The organism is Kribbella steppae, from assembly GCF_004342025.1.
GTDB lineage: Bacteria > Actinomycetota > Actinomycetes > Propionibacteriales > Kribbellaceae > Kribbella > Kribbella steppae.
This window is the reverse complement of the sequence record NZ_SLWN01000013.1, coordinates 127331-142682: the sequence shown is the minus strand read 5'-3', so window position 1 is coordinate 142682 and position 15352 is coordinate 127331. Positions and strand designations below refer to the sequence as shown.

Annotated in this window: 16 protein-coding genes; 7 read left to right on the top strand and 9 right to left on the bottom strand. The window is 67.7% G+C overall.

Features of this window, described 5'->3' with window-relative positions:
• Window positions 1–101 precede the first annotated feature (101 nt).
• The 5 genes from EV652_RS33000 to EV652_RS32980 form a co-directional block, all read right to left on the bottom strand.
• Window positions 102–1292 (bottom strand): PucR family transcriptional regulator, encoded by a 1191-nt coding sequence (locus EV652_RS33000; protein WP_158441348.1) that lies wholly within the window; start codon window positions 1290–1292, stop codon window positions 102–104.
• 32 nt (window positions 1293–1324) lie between these two features.
• A complete protein-coding gene (locus EV652_RS32995; RefSeq protein WP_158441346.1) occupies window positions 1325–1951 on the bottom strand; it encodes a response regulator in 627 nt (208 codons plus the stop codon).
• Complete coding sequence (locus EV652_RS32990) at window positions 1948–2919, bottom strand: ATP-binding protein (protein ID WP_158441345.1); 972 nt, start codon at window positions 2917–2919, stop codon at window positions 1948–1950. The genes EV652_RS32995 and EV652_RS32990 overlap by 4 nt, the downstream gene beginning before the upstream one ends.
• 145 nt (window positions 2920–3064) lie before the next feature.
• Window positions 3065–3613: an HdeD family acid-resistance protein gene (locus tag EV652_RS32985; protein WP_132213198.1), complete on the bottom strand. Its 549-nt coding sequence runs from the start codon at window positions 3611–3613 to the stop codon at window positions 3065–3067.
• Between the two features lie 156 nt (window positions 3614–3769).
• Window positions 3770–4420 carry a BON domain-containing protein gene (locus tag EV652_RS32980; protein ID WP_158441343.1) on the bottom strand — a complete coding sequence of 217 codons (651 nt, stop codon included), beginning with the start codon at window positions 4418–4420 and terminating at the stop codon, window positions 3770–3772.
• A gap of 400 nt (window positions 4421–4820) precedes the next feature.
• Here EV652_RS32980 and EV652_RS32975 point away from each other — a divergent pair, with 400 nt between their 5' ends.
• Window positions 4821–5825, top strand: coding sequence for an AI-2E family transporter (locus EV652_RS32975; protein ID WP_206752106.1), 1005 nt, complete (start codon window positions 4821–4823; stop codon window positions 5823–5825).
• 47 nt (window positions 5826–5872) lie between these two features.
• On the opposite strand, the gene EV652_RS32970 is transcribed toward EV652_RS32975, so the two are convergent.
• Together EV652_RS32970 and EV652_RS32965 are read right to left on the bottom strand one after the other, a co-directional pair.
• Window positions 5873–6292: a DUF1003 domain-containing protein gene (locus tag EV652_RS32970; protein WP_132213195.1), complete on the bottom strand. Its 420-nt coding sequence runs from the start codon at window positions 6290–6292 to the stop codon at window positions 5873–5875.
• Window positions 6293–6488: 196 nt separating this feature from the next.
• Window positions 6489–6734, bottom strand: a complete 246-nt coding sequence (locus tag EV652_RS32965; protein ID WP_132213194.1) for a hypothetical protein — start codon at window positions 6732–6734, stop codon at window positions 6489–6491.
• Between the two features lie 75 nt (window positions 6735–6809).
• Here EV652_RS32965 and EV652_RS32960 point away from each other — a divergent pair, with 75 nt between their 5' ends.
• The 3 genes from EV652_RS32960 (at window position 6810) to EV652_RS32950 (ending at window position 9371) form a co-directional block, all read left to right on the top strand.
• Window positions 6810–7367, top strand: coding sequence for a cysteine dioxygenase (locus tag EV652_RS32960; protein WP_132213193.1), 558 nt, complete (start codon window positions 6810–6812; stop codon window positions 7365–7367).
• A gap of 241 nt (window positions 7368–7608) precedes the next feature.
• Complete coding sequence (locus tag EV652_RS32955; RefSeq protein ID WP_158441341.1) at window positions 7609–8688, top strand: helix-turn-helix domain-containing protein; 1080 nt, start codon at window positions 7609–7611, stop codon at window positions 8686–8688.
• Complete coding sequence (locus tag EV652_RS32950) at window positions 8685–9371, top strand: sigma-70 family RNA polymerase sigma factor (protein ID WP_132213191.1); 687 nt, start codon at window positions 8685–8687, stop codon at window positions 9369–9371. The genes EV652_RS32955 and EV652_RS32950 overlap by 4 nt, the downstream gene beginning before the upstream one ends.
• 49 nt (window positions 9372–9420) lie before the next feature.
• Here the strand turns inward: EV652_RS32950 and EV652_RS32945 are convergent, their stop codons facing one another.
• Window positions 9421–9816, bottom strand: coding sequence for a response regulator (locus tag EV652_RS32945; protein ID WP_199238532.1), 396 nt, complete (start codon window positions 9814–9816; stop codon window positions 9421–9423).
• Window positions 9817–10052: 236 nt separating this feature from the next.
• Here EV652_RS32945 and EV652_RS32940 point away from each other — a divergent pair, with 236 nt between their 5' ends.
• The gene (locus EV652_RS32940) at window positions 10053–11513 is read left to right on the top strand and encodes a GAF domain-containing protein (protein WP_199238531.1); all 1461 of its coding nucleotides are present in this window, start codon (window positions 10053–10055) and stop codon (window positions 11511–11513) included.
• Between the two features lie 169 nt (window positions 11514–11682).
• Here the strand turns inward: EV652_RS32940 and EV652_RS32935 are convergent, their stop codons facing one another.
• The gene (locus EV652_RS32935; protein ID WP_132213189.1) at window positions 11683–12066 is read right to left on the bottom strand and encodes a hypothetical protein; all 384 of its coding nucleotides are present in this window, start codon (window positions 12064–12066) and stop codon (window positions 11683–11685) included.
• A gap of 149 nt (window positions 12067–12215) precedes the next feature.
• Between EV652_RS32935 and EV652_RS32930 the strand changes: the two genes are divergently transcribed.
• Both EV652_RS32930 and EV652_RS32925 read left to right on the top strand, forming a co-directional pair.
• On the top strand, window positions 12216–14159 hold the full coding sequence (locus tag EV652_RS32930) for a DUF4118 domain-containing protein (protein WP_132213188.1): 1944 nt from the start codon (window positions 12216–12218) through the stop codon (window positions 14157–14159).
• A 102-nt stretch (window positions 14160–14261) separates the two neighbouring features.
• Window positions 14262–15323, top strand: coding sequence for a hypothetical protein (locus EV652_RS32925; protein WP_132213187.1), 1062 nt, complete (start codon window positions 14262–14264; stop codon window positions 15321–15323).
• The last annotated feature ends 29 nt before the right edge of the window (window positions 15324–15352 follow it).

The window sequence follows — 15352 nt, the reverse complement described above, 5'->3', positions numbered from 1 at the left end:
TCCACTGCCGAGTCTCGCCGACATAGGCAGCGTAGGCCACCGAAGACCCGGCCTTCAGGCGCCGCTGTGCGCCAGTTGCGTCGCTTGCCCGTCGACCCCGGTCAGCTGGAGGCCAGCCGCCGGCGTACCGGGCTGGTCTCCCACATGACGGCAAGCAGTACAAGGCTGCGGTCTTGCTGCTCCCTGAGGTTGAGGCCGGTGAGCTTCTCGATCCGCTTCACCCGGTGCAGCAGCGTGTTGCGGTGCACCGGGATCGCGGCGGCGGTCGCCGACGCGTCGAACCCGTGTGCGGCCAAACTGCGCAGGGTGGTCGCGAGGTCCGCTGTGCCGGCCCCGGTGAGCGGGCCGAGCACCCGCTTGGTGATCCGCTCAGCCAGCGCGGGCGAGTCTGCCAGCAGAAGCTGGGGTCCGAAGTCCTCGGCCGATACACGTCCGCGGCGCCTGGACTCTGTCGCCAGGAGACTCAGGGACCGGAGGCTGTCGACCGCCGACCCGAGACGGTTCCTGGGCGTTGGTGGGTCCTGTGCCAGCACCAGCCGACGGTCCGCGAGGAATCCTTCCCACGCGAACGCAGGCGGGGTCAGCCCGGTGACCCGGACGCCTTCGGTAAAGGCGAGCGCGGCCGTGCCGCGCAACCGCGCAGCCAGAGCGGCGTGATGTGCGACCGAACCGCCCACAAGCTCCGCCGTGAACGGGCAGAACGGCAACGAGAGATCAAAACCGAGCCGGGCCGCGCGGTCGGTGTCCTCAATCGTGATCGGCAACCCGGCGGCGCACAGCCGGTCGAACAGAGCACCGGCGCGACGGTCGCCGGCTGTGGACGGCATGTCTTCCTGGTCTGCATAGACGAGGGCGAACGTGTCCACGACGATGTCCAGGTATCGGTCGAGGTAACTCCACAGGCTGTCGGCGTTCGCGGTCAACAGCGACCGGTCCACGTCGCTGGAGAGGTCCACCAGCGCGTCCCACAGCATCCGCGTACCCCGACGATAGACAAAGATGCCTTCTTCGATCGGCAGGCTGGCCGCCGCGCGATCACGGACGAACTCGCGCAGCTCGGACAGCACGTACTCATCTGGAGGCGTCCCGTGCATCATCCAGCGAAGCAAGAGATCGACGTTCCACCGCACCCACGGCGTATGGTCCCGCAGGAGGTCGAAGCGGGTGTACGCCGGGAGCTGGCGGTAGCCCAGCATCATCCGGCGTACGACCACTCCCACGTCGAAGCGCTCCAGGACGATGCGCAGGCCCTCCTCGGGGGTCGGCTCGCGTGATGAGACATCTTCACCCACAAGCATGATCCTCGCACGTGCGTGCGGGGACCTCACGCGCTTCCGATCAGGCCGTTTGCGAGCGCGAAGAGAACCAGCTCGGCGCGCGTGCCGAGGCGAAGCTTGCGCATGATGTGTGCCCGGTGCGTGTCCACGGTGCGCACAGAGAGGTAGAGCTTCGCACCGATCTCCGCGTTGGTGTAGCCGAGGGCGAGCAACTGGATGACATCGAGCTCGCGATTCGAGAGCGGTTCGAGCTCCGGCACGGAGTCCGCACCGGCGAGTTGGGCGCCAAGATCGGGGTCGACGTACCGCTCGCCCGTCGCGACCCGACGAATGGCGTCGATCAGTTCGGCTTCGGAGGCTCGTTTGAGCACGTAGCCGCGCGCTCCGGCGGCGATTGCTTGGCGTACTGAGCTCGGTCTGCTCTGGGACGAGACGACGATCACCTTCATCGACGGCGCGGCCTTCAACAGCTCTGGAATGGTCTCGCTGCCGCTCTTTCGCGGCAGCACCAGATCCAGCAGTACGACGTCGGGCTGCAGCGCACGAGCCACGATCACCGCCCGCCCAGCAGTGCCTGCTTCGCCGACAGTGCTGATGCCGTCCTCCTCCCGGAGCCGCGCCCGGACCCCCGAGCGAAACAGTTGGTGGTCATCGACGAGCAGCACCCGGATCACTCGCAGACTCCACTCAAGACCAGCATGGCGCGCGTTCCGCGGACGGCACGTGGTCTGAGTTGGAGCTCTCCACCGCACCTCGCAACAAGCCGACGACACAGAGCGAGACCGAGCTGAGTACCGGTGGCATAGCATTCCGTCGCCCCCAGCTTGGCGCCATCGTTGTCGACGATCAGCATGGTGCGATCGCCAAGAGTGCGAGCCCAGATGTGGATCCTCTTGGCGCCGGCGGCCACCGCGTTTCGGAGCAGGTTGCGCAGCACCAACCGGAGGGCAGCGTGTGGCATCGGAACGTCTCCGCCAACGCTCGTCACGAGATCCGCAGGGACGCCGCCGAGATCCGCCGCGGCCAGTCGTACGCAGTCGGCGACCGACGCTACACCTCTGGGTGATTGGTCGGCACGCACCGCCTCGAGAATCGAGTCGACGAGCTCGAGCGCCGGCATCTTGTTCTCTCCCGGGCCGTCACCTCCCAGAGCGGACAGCAGGCTCGACCTCACGTCATGGGCGACGAGCGCCACCAGGTCTTCGAGCGCCTCGTTCTGTCGCGCTAGGCGCTCGGCCTCGTCCGCCAGTTGCTCGGCGATCGACCTGTGATGCAGCACCGGTCCGACGCGGGAGACGGCTGAGATCAGGCGAGCGGAGACGTCACCGACAAGCACGAGTGCTCCGGCCGCGCCGAGCGGAACCGCCGTCCTCGGCCCCACTGATCCTTCCTTGAGCACCAGGTGGAACACGGACTTGTGGCCGGTCCCACGCCACCACTCGACGCCGGCGACCCCGCTGCGCTGTCGCAGGACCGTGGCGACCTCGGTGAGTCCCGCGTGCAGGTCCTCACCAGTGGCGGCGGCGGAGAGAAGCTCAGCTTCGAGTGAGGCCCAGATCGGTCCGCTCGAACGTCCCGCGTCGGCCTGGCACAGGGGAGTGGCGGTGGCCTTCCTGGCACTCAGGCGCGGCGGCGTTTTCATCTCAGTCAGTTTGCGGTGCTTGGCATCACTGAGCATGGCCTGCCCTTCCATGTTCGCAGGGGGATGTAGGGCGGGTAGCCACAGGCCGACCCCGCCTCGGGTTGGAACCCGGTGCTCGCGGGGCCACCTGTGTGCCGCTGCGGCGTCAGGCCGCGGCGGTGGCCGTCTGGGGAGCGGCGGCGCCTGCCTTCCGGGTGTGGATCGACAACACCACGCCCGACACTCCATAGACGATGGCGTACAACCCGAACACGGTGGCCAGCGAGAGCGCGCCGATGTCCGGCCGGATGAAGAGCACGACTCCGAACGCGACCGACACGAGTCCGGTCAGCATCCACAGGGCACGCTCGCCGGCCGTCTTGCTTCCCTGGAAGGTCACCACCATCTCGACGACGCCGGTGACAACGGCCCAGACCCCCACGCACACCGTCAGCACAATCGCCGTGATGCCCGGCCACACCAGTGCGACGATCCCTGCGGCGATCGAGAGGAGAGAAAGCAGGAGCCATCCGAGGACTGGTCCGGCGCGGTCGCTGCTGAACGCGGCGACCGCATCCCACCCGGCCGCGATGAACGCATACACGGCGAACAGGATCACCAGCGCTCCGACCGTGACATTGGGCCACGCCACCGACACGATGCCGATCACGATCGCCAGCAACCCGCGCCAGAGCAATGAATTGGAGATGGACATGGAAACGCTCCTAGACAAAGGAATTCAGTGGCGGACATCGCCATCCGGCCTGACGTGGAGCCAGGCCAGATGGCGGTTGCGAAGGCCTGAACACCCGCGATTGATCAACACCCCCGTGATCGAACCATCGCGGGTGCTTCCGGCCTTGGCGTGTGCTCAGTAGAAGATGCTCAGGCGGTCGTTGACGTCGGTCACGCCCGGAGCAGCCCAGGCCGCGGCGACCGCCGCGTCGTGCTCGGCCCACGAACGCACGTTTCCGGTCAGAGTCGCCGTACCGCTCGCCGTCTCGACCTGGATGTTCTCCGCGTCGAGCTTGGCGTCACGTTGCATGGCCTTCTTGATCGAATCCTCGACGTCGGCGGGCCAAGGGGTCGGGGTCTCCAGGAAGATGTCGTTCTCGACACCGATGACTCCGAGAATGTTTCCGGCGACGAACGCAGCCTCCGAGCGCTGGTACTGCCAGTCCACGGAGCCGGTGAGGGTGACGAATCCGTCCTTGACCTTGGCATCGACGGTGCTCGGTACGAGCGAGTCGAGGACGAGCGCCTGCAGGACATCGCCGCGTAGGTCAGCGTCGTCGCGCCGTTGCTCGTTGAGGATCCGCACCTCCAGTTCGTTGTCGACGTACACGACCCCGTAGACGCGCTTGGCCGCCTTCTTGGCCTCCCTCTTCTGCCGGAAGCTGCCGACCGTTCCGCGCAGTGTCACCGTGCCTTCCTTGGCTGACACCGCGATCGCCTCGCTGTCGACCTTGGGGTCCCAGAACAGTTCGTCGGCAACGTTCAGCTGCAGTTCGTCATTCGTCATTTGAACTCCCATGCGTCGCGAACCCGCACCGTGCGGATCTCGGTTGCAACCGAACGTATGAGCCGGAGCGGGTAGCTCGAATCACCAGATCCCGTAGTGGTTGTGCGCGGCGGCATGACTACCCACCTTCAGGATTCGAAGCGGCCGGATCAGCTTGCCCACCACGGATTTCCGTGATTCGAAAGGCGAGCAGATTTCTTATCGTGGCTGCCGTGACCCGCGCGGATCGACCCGGACGCGACCGACTGGAGATGCCATGGCCGTGGCAGCCGATGACCGAGACGACCGTGACGACTCCGAGTCGCGGGCCGAGGCCGGCACTCGCGCAACGACCCCACCGGGGATCGCGCCCGTACCATCCGCCACGGTGTTCCGGTGGGCGGCCGCAGGTACCCTCGGCGTGCTTACAGTGCTGCTCGGCGCATTCAGTCTCTACGCCGTACGCGGCATCCTCGTGCTGGTCCTCTTCGCGCTGTTCCTCGCGGTAAGTCTGGATCCGGCGGTGCAGTGGCTGCTGAGGCGGGGCCTGCGCCGCTCGACCGCCGTGGCCGTCGTCTGCCTGGTCGGCGCGGCGGTCGTAGCGGGCTTCATGTGGTCGGTCGTGCCTGCGATCGTCGACCAGGGCACCAAGCTCCTCGCCGACCTTCCCGGCTACCTCCACAGGCTGTCCGGCGAGTCGACGGCGGTACGCCAGGTCACCGACCGGTACGACCTCACCAACCGGTTGAGCGCCCTGGTAGCCGGGATCCCGGCCAAGCTCGCCGGTGGCGCCGTCGGCTTCGTCCACGGGTTCATCGGAACGGCCGCGTCCACCATCACCGTGCTCGTCCTCACGATGTACTTCATGGCGGGCCTCCCGCACATTCGGCAGGGACTGCCCGGGTTGTTTCCCGGCCGCCGCGATCGGGTCGCTGAGATCACAGATGTCGTGGTCGACAAGGTCGGTGGTTACATGCTCGGCAACGTCGCCATCTCCCTGATCGCCGGCGTGGCGGCCTTTGCCTGTCTCACGCTGGTGCGAGTTCCGTTCGCCCTGCCGCTCGCCGCCGCGGTCGCGATCGCTGACTTGATCCCGATGATCGGAGCGACGCTCGCCGCGGCGATCTGTCTCGTCGTCTCGCTCTTCACCGTGGGCATCTGGCCGAGAACCGTCATTGTGCTGCTCTTCTTCATCCTCTACCAGCAGGCCGAGAACTACTTGATCGCACCGCGTGTGCTGCGCAGCACCGTCAACATGTCCTCCGTTGCGGTGTTGCTGGTCACCCTGATCGGCGGCAGTCTGTTCGGCCTGGCCGGCGCGATCATGGCGATCCCCGTAGCGGCTGCCGTAAAGGTGCTCGTTCTCCCCGAAGGTCAAGGCCCCCGAAAAAGCCACCTCAGACGGCGAGGCCACCCGGACTCCTGAACGCGCGAGCACCACCCATTCCGGTGCGACGTGATCGATGAGGTGGGCTATTGCTGGGGCTGCTCGCTACTCGTGTCCCGGATCAAGTGCTTGTGCAGCTCGGCGGTGAGCGTGTGAATCTCCCGGGTGAGCTTCGTGTTGTCCTTGAGTTCCAGCTCCTGCTCGGTGAAGTCGTGATCCGCCTTGGCCTGCTGGAATGCGGCCTGCCGGTTCTGTCCGATCATGACGAACGTGGACAGGAAGATCGCCTCGAGGGAGACGATCAGAGTGAGAGTCGGCCAAGGACTGGACTCGACGAAGAGCATCCAGAGCGCGAATCCCACGGCATGGAGGTAGACGAACGGCATCGAGCCGGCGAACGCGGTGATCTTGTCGGCGATCAGCAGTTGGAGGTCCTGCGATCGTTTGTTCATGGCTGCGAGGACGACTGGATGGTGCTGTTCGGCGCTCGTGTCTGTGGTGCTCATGTGACCTCCAGGTCGTCAGGTGGAGATTACGACCGTACGCGCGCGCGGCCCGGCCTGGTCTGCGCATCATGCTCGGCATCCCGGCTTTCGTGCAGAGATTCACGCGTGGCCGAGGTGCTCGATAACGGTGTGCGCAAAATGCCGAGACGTTGAGCACTGTGCGCCGGTCACACCCACCGGATCAGACATAACGTTCTCAGCGCAGACGCGAACAGATGGGTACATCCCACACAGAGAGAAAGGAGCCCGCCATGAAGCGGTTTTCCGAGCGGCTCAGCACCCTGACCGAAAGCGCGAAGCGGACCGAGGACGTCATCGACGCGGTCCGAGCGAAGAACGCGACCCGGCCGGAAACGCGACGCGAAAGCAGTGGAAAGAGCTTCTTCGGGTGGATCAGATCGAACGATGTCCCGTTGCTGATCATCGGAACGGCTGCCGTCATGCGCTCTCGCCAAAAGGCGAACAGGCACCGCGAGGAGATCGCAAGTCGTGACCGTCGCCGTCCGGGATTTCTGCGGTGACTGCTCAGCCGGCAACCGATGTCGTACCAGCGCGCCAGGCCGGTCGGCTCGTGGAGCTGACCGGTCGCCTGTCGCTGGACGACCTTCCAGGCCGGGACCTGGACCGCACGGAGCTGTCCGAGGTCGCCGCGTCCATCGCGGCCCAGCCGCACCTGTGGGAGGGCAAGGTCGCCTACTCCGACGAGGAGCGTGTCTTCGCCTCGCTGCACCGCGACGCCAACGTCGATGTATGGCTGATCTGCTGGACGCCGGTCAACGACACCGGTTGGCACGACCACGACGTCTCCTCGGGCGCCGTCGCGGTCGCCCGCGGCAAGCTGGTCGAGCACAACCTGGCCATCGGCACCGAGTCGATCGAGACCGAGGTGGAGGCCGGCGACGTCTACGGCTTCGGCCCTGACCATATCCATCGCCTGATGGGTGTCGAGAAGGGCAGCGTCACCGTCCACGCCTACAGCCCCCCGCTGTGGCGCATGGGTCAGTACTCCGTCAGATCCGGCGTCCTCCGCCGGACCTCGGTCTCGTACGCCGACGAACTCCGCCCGCTCGACTGAGTGCTGCGGCACGAAGCGTCCCGGACCGACCTCGGCCGGGGCGCCTCTCCTGTTGCCGTCAGCAAGTAATCTGATCTGGTCCCACATGCGCGGCATCGTGGACATAGCGCCGCAACGCGGTGACTGCTTCTGCTCAATTGGGTCGTCGGTGCGTCGGATGGCCGATGCCGGAGTGGCGCCTGGCCTCCTAGCGTCGTATTTGCCGCCCAGATATGGGCGCGATGATCGACAGGAGGCTGCAATGGCTCACGACCTCGAACTGGTGCCGTCCCACCGGAACGGCTCGCTGCCCGAGTTGTTCGACACCGCGAAGATGCCGCCGGACGACCGACTCCGTCTCTTGCGGGACGCGATCGGCGGCGCCGCGGTGCCGGTCGAGATCGAGCATCATGTTGGTCCGGACGAGGTGTCCGCGAGAGGTGCCGGTCGCAGGCTGGGCACATTGTCGATCCTGATGGTCAGGACGACGCCGTTTACCGTGCGGCGCACAGTACGACTGGCCCGGGCCGATTCCAAGCCGAGCATCGTCGTCGAGCTACAGCTGGGCGGTCGGCGGTCCGTCGTCCAGGGCAACCGGCGAACGCTGCTCAGCCGGGGCGATTTGATCCTGCTCGACTGCAGCCAGCCGTACCTGTCGACCAGTCTGGACAGGAACAACCAGCTTTCCGTACGCATTCCTAGGCCCGGCCTGGCGCTGACCGACGAGGCGCTCACCCGTGTCGCGGGGTTGTGCCTCGGCTCACCGAATCCGGTCGCGAACCTCGCGGCGACGTACCTGCGGCAGTTGGTCGGTGACCACCGGCTGGCCACCGAGGCGGACCTGGATGTGTTCGAGGCTCCGACGATCGAGCTGATCCGGGCAGTCGTCGCCTCCCAGCTCGGCGACGGCGCACCTGACCTGGAACCGATGGAGAACACGCTCGCCCTGCGGATCATGGAGTTCGCACGGCAGCATCTCACCGATCCCGATCTGACCGCCACGAAGATCGCCCGGGCCCACAACATCTCTGTCCGGCACCTCTACACGACACTGTCGCGGTCCGGCGTCGTACTGGGTGAATGGATCCGGGTACGTCGGCTGGAGGGGTGCCGGCGCGAGCTCGCCAGAAGCGCGGCGACCGGTCGGACGATCTCCGCCGTCGCGCATGGCTGGGGCTTCGGCGACCCTACTCACTTCAGCCGCACTTTCCGCGAGGCCTTCGGCATGTCACCGCGCGAATGGCGCGCACTGCACCAGGACAAGCACCGTGCACACCTGACCGAGACCTGCGCACAGACAGCACACCAGGCCGACGCAGACCGGCATAGCGTCGCATCATGACCGATTCCCAACGGCAGCGCTCGCTCGGCTACCTGCTGGCGGGTACACCGAGTGGCAACCAGCAGGGGGTCGAAGTTGCCGCTTGCCGCGACGACAGAACAGAACGCCCGCGGAATCCTGAAAGCGTGCGAACCCAGTGTCCCGAACAGCTCAAGGCTCGCTTTGAAGCGGAGGCGCTGCCGCTGCTGCCACGCTGCTACGCCGCAGCCTACCGGCTCACCCGCAACCCGGCGGATGCCGAGGATCTGGTGCAGGAGACGTACCTGCGTGCTTACCGTGGCTTCGGGCGGTTCGAGCCGGGGACGAACCTGTCGGCCTGGTTGCAGAGAATCCTCCGCAACGTGTTCATCAACGGGTTCCGCCAAGCACAGATCCGGCCCCGTGCCGTCCACGAGGACTGGGAACGGAACCCGGCTGTGGTGCGGCGTACGGCGCACGTCTCGGCCGAGACCACCGTGATCGCATCGATCCCGGACGAGCGGCTTCGAGCGGCGCTGTCCTCGCTGTCCGCGAAGTACCGCGAGGTCGTCCTGCTGTCCGATGTCGAGGGCTTCAGCTACAAGGAGATCGCGGGCCTCGTCGGCATCCCACTCGGAACGGTGATGTCCCGGCTGCACCGTGGCCGGAAGGCGCTTCGGGACTTGCTCGCGCCGGCACCTCAGGCCCAGCACGCGGCGGCCTGACGCAGGGCCTGCGGATGTACACCGACCGCGGGCGATCCCGACTTGGTGGTCACGAGCCACGAGGGCCGTCAGGGGCTCTCCCCAGCAACACCTCGATCGCGTGTGCGGACAACTCCGCCTTCGGGATGAACCCGACGGCTGCACTCTCGGCGATCAGGTCCCGGAAGTCCTCCTCGGCATGGGTCGAGATCAGCACGATCGGCGTCGACGCCGAACCCGGCCTCCCGTCCAGCCGTTCGGCGACCTCCAGACCGCTTTCGCCGCCCAGATCGATGTCGACGAGGACGACGTCGGGTCGCAGTTCGTCGAGGCTGCGGACGGCCTCGTCACCGTTGGACGCGACACCGACCACCGTGAACCCCTGCCGCTCCAGCAGTCGCCGGGCCGCCGCGAGGTACGCCGTACTGTCGTCGACGATCAAGCACTTCACCACGTGCTCAAGCATCACAGTCAGCGACCGCCCGCGCATTCCGGCTAGCAGGGGTCCGGGCAAGATTCCCGCTAGCATCCATGACGGACGGCCCGCGCGGATGATTGCCTGCCGTTGTGCGCTGCGAACGGCAGTGGGAGGCTCGACAGGTGGTGACAGGTTCCGGCAGGTCCTGGATGGGCCCCACCGGCGGTCGACCGGACGAATCTCGCGGAACCACCTGGTGGTGGACCCCGCCCCGCGGGCGATTGGTGCTGCAGATCGTCGCCGCGCTCCTCGCCGGAGCCGGTGCCTTCGTGCTTGCCGCCGTCGTGTGTTCGGCGGCACGAGACCGGGTGCCGGCTGTCGTCCTCGGCGTACTTCTGCTCGCGGTCGTCTTCGGCGTGGCTCGACTGGCCGGAATCATGTACGCCCTGCCGGTAGGTGTCGTCGTGATTCAGGCGTTCGACTGGTACTTCCTTCCGCCGCTGCGGGAGCTGAACGCGGCCACCGTGCTGCTGCTCTGCCTCTTCCTGGTGATGTCGGTGACCGTCGGCGCAGTGACGATAGAGGCCGGCCGTCGTACTGCCGAGGCTGAGAAGGAGCGGAGCGATCTGGCCGACACGCAGGCGTCGTTGCGCCGCCTGGCCATGCTGGTCGCGGCGGCCGAACCGCCCGATGCCTTGTTCGCGGCGGTGACCAGGGAGGTTTCGCGGCACTTCGGCAACGACACGGCCCGGATGATCCGGTTCGAGGCCGACGGTACGGCGACGCTGGTCGCGAGCGAGGGTACGACGGGACCGCACGTGCGGGTCGGTGAGCTGTGGACCGGCTATCCGCCGACCGGCCTGACCTCGACCGTGTTGCGGACCGGGCGGGCCACCCGGATCGACGACTACAGCAAGATCCCGGGCGGGGAGCGGTATCTGCGCGAAGGCCTGCGTGCGGCCGTGGGGATGCCGGTTCATGTCGACCGCCGGGTATGGGGGCTCATCGCGATCGGGTCCACGGAGGGACCACTGCCGTCCGACACTGAACGGCGACTGACGGATTTCACCGATCTCGTCGCGACTGCGGTGGCGAATGCGCAGGGCCGGGCGGAGCTGATGACGTCGAGGGCCCGGCTGGTGACCGCATCGGATGACGCGCGCCGCCGGATCGAACGCGATCTGCATGACGGCGCTCAGCAGCGTCTGGTCTCGCTCGCCCTCGGTCTGCGATCGGTGGCGACCGAGCCGACGGCATCGGAGGAGGTCCGCGCCGAGGTCGAGCAGATCGCCACCGAGCTCGTGGAGGTCATCGACGAACTCAGGGAGATCTCCCGCGGGATCCACCCGGCGGTCCTCTCGGAGTCGGGGCTGCGGCCGGCCTTGCGTGCGCTGGCACGGCGTTCGGCCGTACCGGTGGAGCTCGACGCGGCGATCGACGGCCGGCTGCCGGAGCCGGTCGAGGTGGCGGCCTATTACGTGGTCTCGGAAACGCTGACGAACGCGGCCAAGTATGCGAACGCGACGCTCGTCGAGGTGAAGGCCGAGGTTGCCGAGGGCAGGCTCCGGCTGTCCGTGCGCGACGACGGCGTCGGAGGTGCGGATCCGGCCCTGGGATCGGGACTGGTCGGTTTGAAGGACCGCCTCGACGCATTGGGCGGGACCTTCACCGTCCGTAGCCCCGCAGACGGCGGTACGACGGTGTCATGCACGCTGCCGATCTCTGTACCCGACCACAACGGCTGACGCGTCCGCAGCTGGAGCCGGGGATCGGCCCGGGGGGATCCGGCAAGAGGTCCCGGTACCCGGAATGTGTGGGGGAGTGGCGTGGGCGATGCTGAGGGCATGGCACTGCGCTGCTTCATCGTCGACGACAGCCTGCACTTCCTGGCGGCTGCCCAGGCGGCCCCCTAGATCAGGAGACGCCGCTGATCGGCTGATAGGTGATGCCGAACGGCGCGAACACCTCGTGCACGTGGCGCCCGACGGACTCGTCGTACGTCACCGAGTAGACCGCGGCTTCGCGGAGCTGCTGGATCGTCAGTGCGACACCGGCCCGGCGCGCGACGTGCATCTCGACGGATCGGTGCATCGCCATGACGCAGGGCACCAGGGACGCCTGCCCGGCCGTCTGAGAGAACTTCAGCCAGACCGGCCTGGTCGTTGCCACTGGCATCATTAACGGCCTGGGACCGTGATGCCCGGGCGTCCGGATCGTTGCGTCCGATCCGGTATGGGCGAGGGTCACTGTCCGCAGTAGCAGCGCGGACCGGTTGACCAAGTAGCGCAGCAGAGTCATGTCCTCGATGGTGCTCCCCGCCGGGGCGTCGGTCATCGAAGCCAACGCCCAATCCAGTTCCTGCTACCCGGTACGTCGGCCGCAGCAAGAGCCGACGAGTCGTCAGCGGGCGCGCACGTCCGTTAGCGTTCGGCTAGGGAGAAGGTGCGATGACCCTCAGCCGGGTGCTTGACCAGCTCAGTGCTCGCTGGTTGGCCGGGGCGGCCGCCAGCGTGGTGCTGGTCGCCGGCGTGACCGCTGCGGTGGCGGTCCTCGAGCGACACGTTGCGGTGGCGGGCCTACTGGTGCTCTATCTCCTCGCGGTTCTGCCGGTCGCGATCGTCTGGGGCGCCCGGTTGGCCGCTCTGACTTCGGTCCTGAGCATTGTGACCTTCGCGTTCTTCTTCCTGACGCCGATCGGCTCCCTGGCGGTTGCCGACTCCGAGAATCTGATCGGTCTCGGAGTGTTCCTCGTGACAGCGGTCGTGGTGGCGCAACTGGCGGCGCGGTCGCGGCGGGCGGCCTTGGAGTCGGTGCGTCTGACGGAGGAGCAGTCGGCGTTGCGGCGGGTGGCGACTCTGGTTGCCGAGTCCGCGTCGCCGACGGCGGTCTTCGAGGCTGTGACTCGTGAGGTCGGTCTGCTGTGCGACGCTGACCTGGCCCGGATGGAGCGCTATGAGCCGGACGGAACGGTCGTCGGGATCGCCGCGTGGAGCAGGGACCAGGTCGGACTGCCGGTCGGCACGCGATTCGAGCTCGACGGTCCGAGCGTCGCACGTGAGATCCGGCGATCCGGTGTCCCAGTGCGGCTGGAGACCTTCACGGGCGCCGCCGGCGGGATCGCGGCGGAAGCTCGCGCCCTGGGCATCCGTTCCTCGGTCGGATGTCCCGTGGTCGTGGCCGGCAGCGTCTGGGGCGTGGTCGCCGCATCCACCAAACGGCATGACGGCTTCCCACCGAAGACAGAGGCACAGATCGCCGCGTTCACCGAGTTGGTGGCCACCGCCGTCGAGAATGCCGAGGCGCGGGCCGAGCTCCGCCGTCTGGCGGACGAGCAGGGAGCACTCCGGCGGGTGGCGACGCTGGTCGCCCGTGGGGTCGAGCCGGATCGCGTCTTCGCGGCGGTCGCTGCTGAGATCGGCACCTTGTTCGCCGTGGAGGCGACCGCGCTGATCCGACTCGAGCCGCAGGGCAAGGCCACGTTCCTCGCCGGCCGGGGATGGCCGGGTGAGACCCGGCCGGGGACGCTGTTCGACCTGCCTGCCGGTACGGACGGCGCCGTACCGGCCATGCCCTCGGTGATCGACGTGCCGATCCTGGTCGAGGGCCGGGTCTGGGGAGCGATCAAGGTCGCCTCGCGGCGTGCGGAACTGCCACCGCACACCGAGTCCCGGATCTCCGACTTCACCGAGCTCATCGCGACGGCAATCTCGAACACCGAGGCACGGTCCAAACTGACCCAGTCGCGGGCGCGCATCATGGCCGCCGCGGATCAGACCCGCCGGCGGATCGAGCGGGATCTCCATGACGGCGCGCAGCAGCGACTCGTCTCGCTGGCGTTGGACCTGCGTGTCGCGGAGAGCAGCGTGCCCGCGGAGCTGCCGGACGTGCGCGCGGACATCGGCCGCGTCGCCGATGACCTGACCGCCGTACTGGACGAGTTGCGGGAGTTGTCACACGGCGTACACCCGGCGGTCCTGTCGAAGGGCGGCCTGGGCCCGGCGCTCCGAGCGCTGGCCGGGCGCTCACCTGTCCCGGTGGAGGTGGTCAACCACGCCAAGGGCCGGTATCCGCCGGAGGTGGAGGTAGCGGTGTACTACGTCGTCGCCGAGGCGCTGACCAACACCGCCAAGCACGCCGATGCGTCCCGGGTCGATGTGACGCTCGAGGAGCTCGACTCCACCCTGCGGCTGCACGTCGGAGACGACGGCATCGGCGGGGTGCAGCCGGACCGCGGTTCGGGGCTGGTCGGTCTGCGCGACCGGGTCGACGCGCTCGGCGGAACGATGGACGTCACCAGCCCGGTCGGACACGGCACCGCTATCACGATCTCACTGCCGATCGACCCAGCTGACCGCCCCCCAGCAGCGCGGGACGTACCTGCCAGCGGGTAGCACGGACTGCGGCTGGCGGTGAGGAAAGTCTCGCTTCGAACCGACATCGTGGGGGCACAGCGGCGGTACAGGGTCGCCGTCAATCGCATCGGAGGATCGGTCGTGCCGAGAAGGCAGTGTGCGGATGCGCACCGGCAGATCAGCACAGTGTCGCGGTTCCGGATCGGGCTCCTGCGCTCGCCTGCCGTGGTGTCCGCCACGTTGCTGCCACTGCTGGGCGCTGGAGCAGTCGACGGCGGATTGGACTCTCACCGGCTGTCCGCTGTTGTCCACCACGTAGCGGGTGTGGTTGGTGGACCGGCGCGGCCCGTCGCAGACATCGTGCGCAGTACGGTCGATCCGGACCGCAGCGAGACCATCCAGGTCCGAACACCGGCCGCCCGGGTCGAGACGGCACTGCTCACCGCGTCGCCCTCGGACCGAAGCCAGGTGCTGGCCGCGGCAGCGGCAGCCGGTTCGCTGCAGCAGCCCTACGTGCTCAAGGCTTTCGCGGCCGGGCACAGCGCCGACGAGGTGGTCCGCTTCGCGGACTCGATCAACGGCCGGAGTCCGGTCTGGTTGCGGAAGCATCTGAACCTGATCGAGCCCGATGGACCCTGGCTGGTCACGTACCACGCCGCCCTGGTGAAGCAGGTCGACGACACGACCTGCGGCTCCACCGTGATCGTGATGGCTCGCGCGATGACCGATCCGATCTACGCGTTCGACCTGACGACCGGCGGCGGCACTCGGGCGGCGGCAACGGCGGACGAGTTCGAGGCACGGCTCGCGGCCGAGGAGCAGCGCATCCACGGCGCGACGAACACGCTGTGGCCGGAGAAACTCGGCACGACACCGTCAGGTATCAGCGCCGAGCTCAACCGGCATGTCGACGCGCTCGGAGCGCGGTACGAGGTCAGGATCGCCGGGCAGGCCCCCGGCGGAAGGAAGGCGCGCCACGCCGCGGTCGCAGCCGCGGAGTCCGGCCAACCGGTGCCCGTCCTGGTCGGTGACTGGCTCCCGCGCCATTACGTCCTGCTGATCGGTGTGGATCGAGCGGGCCTGCTGTTCTACGAACCGACCGAGGCGACCCTGGTTCGGATCGGCATCCAGGACTTCCTCGGCGGCGACGTGAGCGCGCTTGGATTCCCGCACGTCCACGCCGTGATCACGCCATCCCACTGAACCTCGCCGGACGGCGGGGGACGGCGCCC

Bases quoted from the DNA above. Each gene is read 5' to 3' on its own strand.
- EV652_RS32990 (WP_158441345.1), bottom strand. From the start codon at position 2,919: ATGAAAACGCCGCCGCGCCTGAGTGCCAGGAAGGCCACCGCCACTCCC.
- EV652_RS32985 (WP_132213198.1), bottom strand. From the start codon at position 3,613: ATGTCCATCTCCAATTCATTGCTCTGGCGCGGGTTGCTGGCGATCGTG.
- EV652_RS32945 (WP_199238532.1), bottom strand. From the start codon at position 9,816: ATGCTTGAGCACGTGGTGAAGTGCTTGATCGTCGACGACAGTACGGCG.
- EV652_RS32935 (WP_132213189.1), bottom strand. From the start codon at position 12,066: ATGACTCTGCTGCGCTACTTGGTCAACCGGTCCGCGCTGCTACTGCGG.
- EV652_RS32965 (WP_132213194.1), bottom strand. From the start codon at position 6,734: ATGACGGCAGCCGTTCCGATGATCAGCAACGGGACATCGTTCGATCTG.
- EV652_RS32930 (WP_132213188.1), top strand. From the start codon at position 12,216: ATGACCCTCAGCCGGGTGCTTGACCAGCTCAGTGCTCGCTGGTTGGCC.
- EV652_RS32970 (WP_132213195.1), bottom strand. From the start codon at position 6,292: ATGAGCACCACAGACACGAGCGCCGAACAGCACCATCCAGTCGTCCTC.
- EV652_RS32955 (WP_158441341.1), top strand. From the start codon at position 7,609: ATGGCTCACGACCTCGAACTGGTGCCGTCCCACCGGAACGGCTCGCTG.
- EV652_RS32980 (WP_158441343.1), bottom strand. From the start codon at position 4,420: ATGACGAATGACGAACTGCAGCTGAACGTTGCCGACGAACTGTTCTGG.
- EV652_RS32950 (WP_132213191.1), top strand. From the start codon at position 8,685: ATGACCGATTCCCAACGGCAGCGCTCGCTCGGCTACCTGCTGGCGGGT.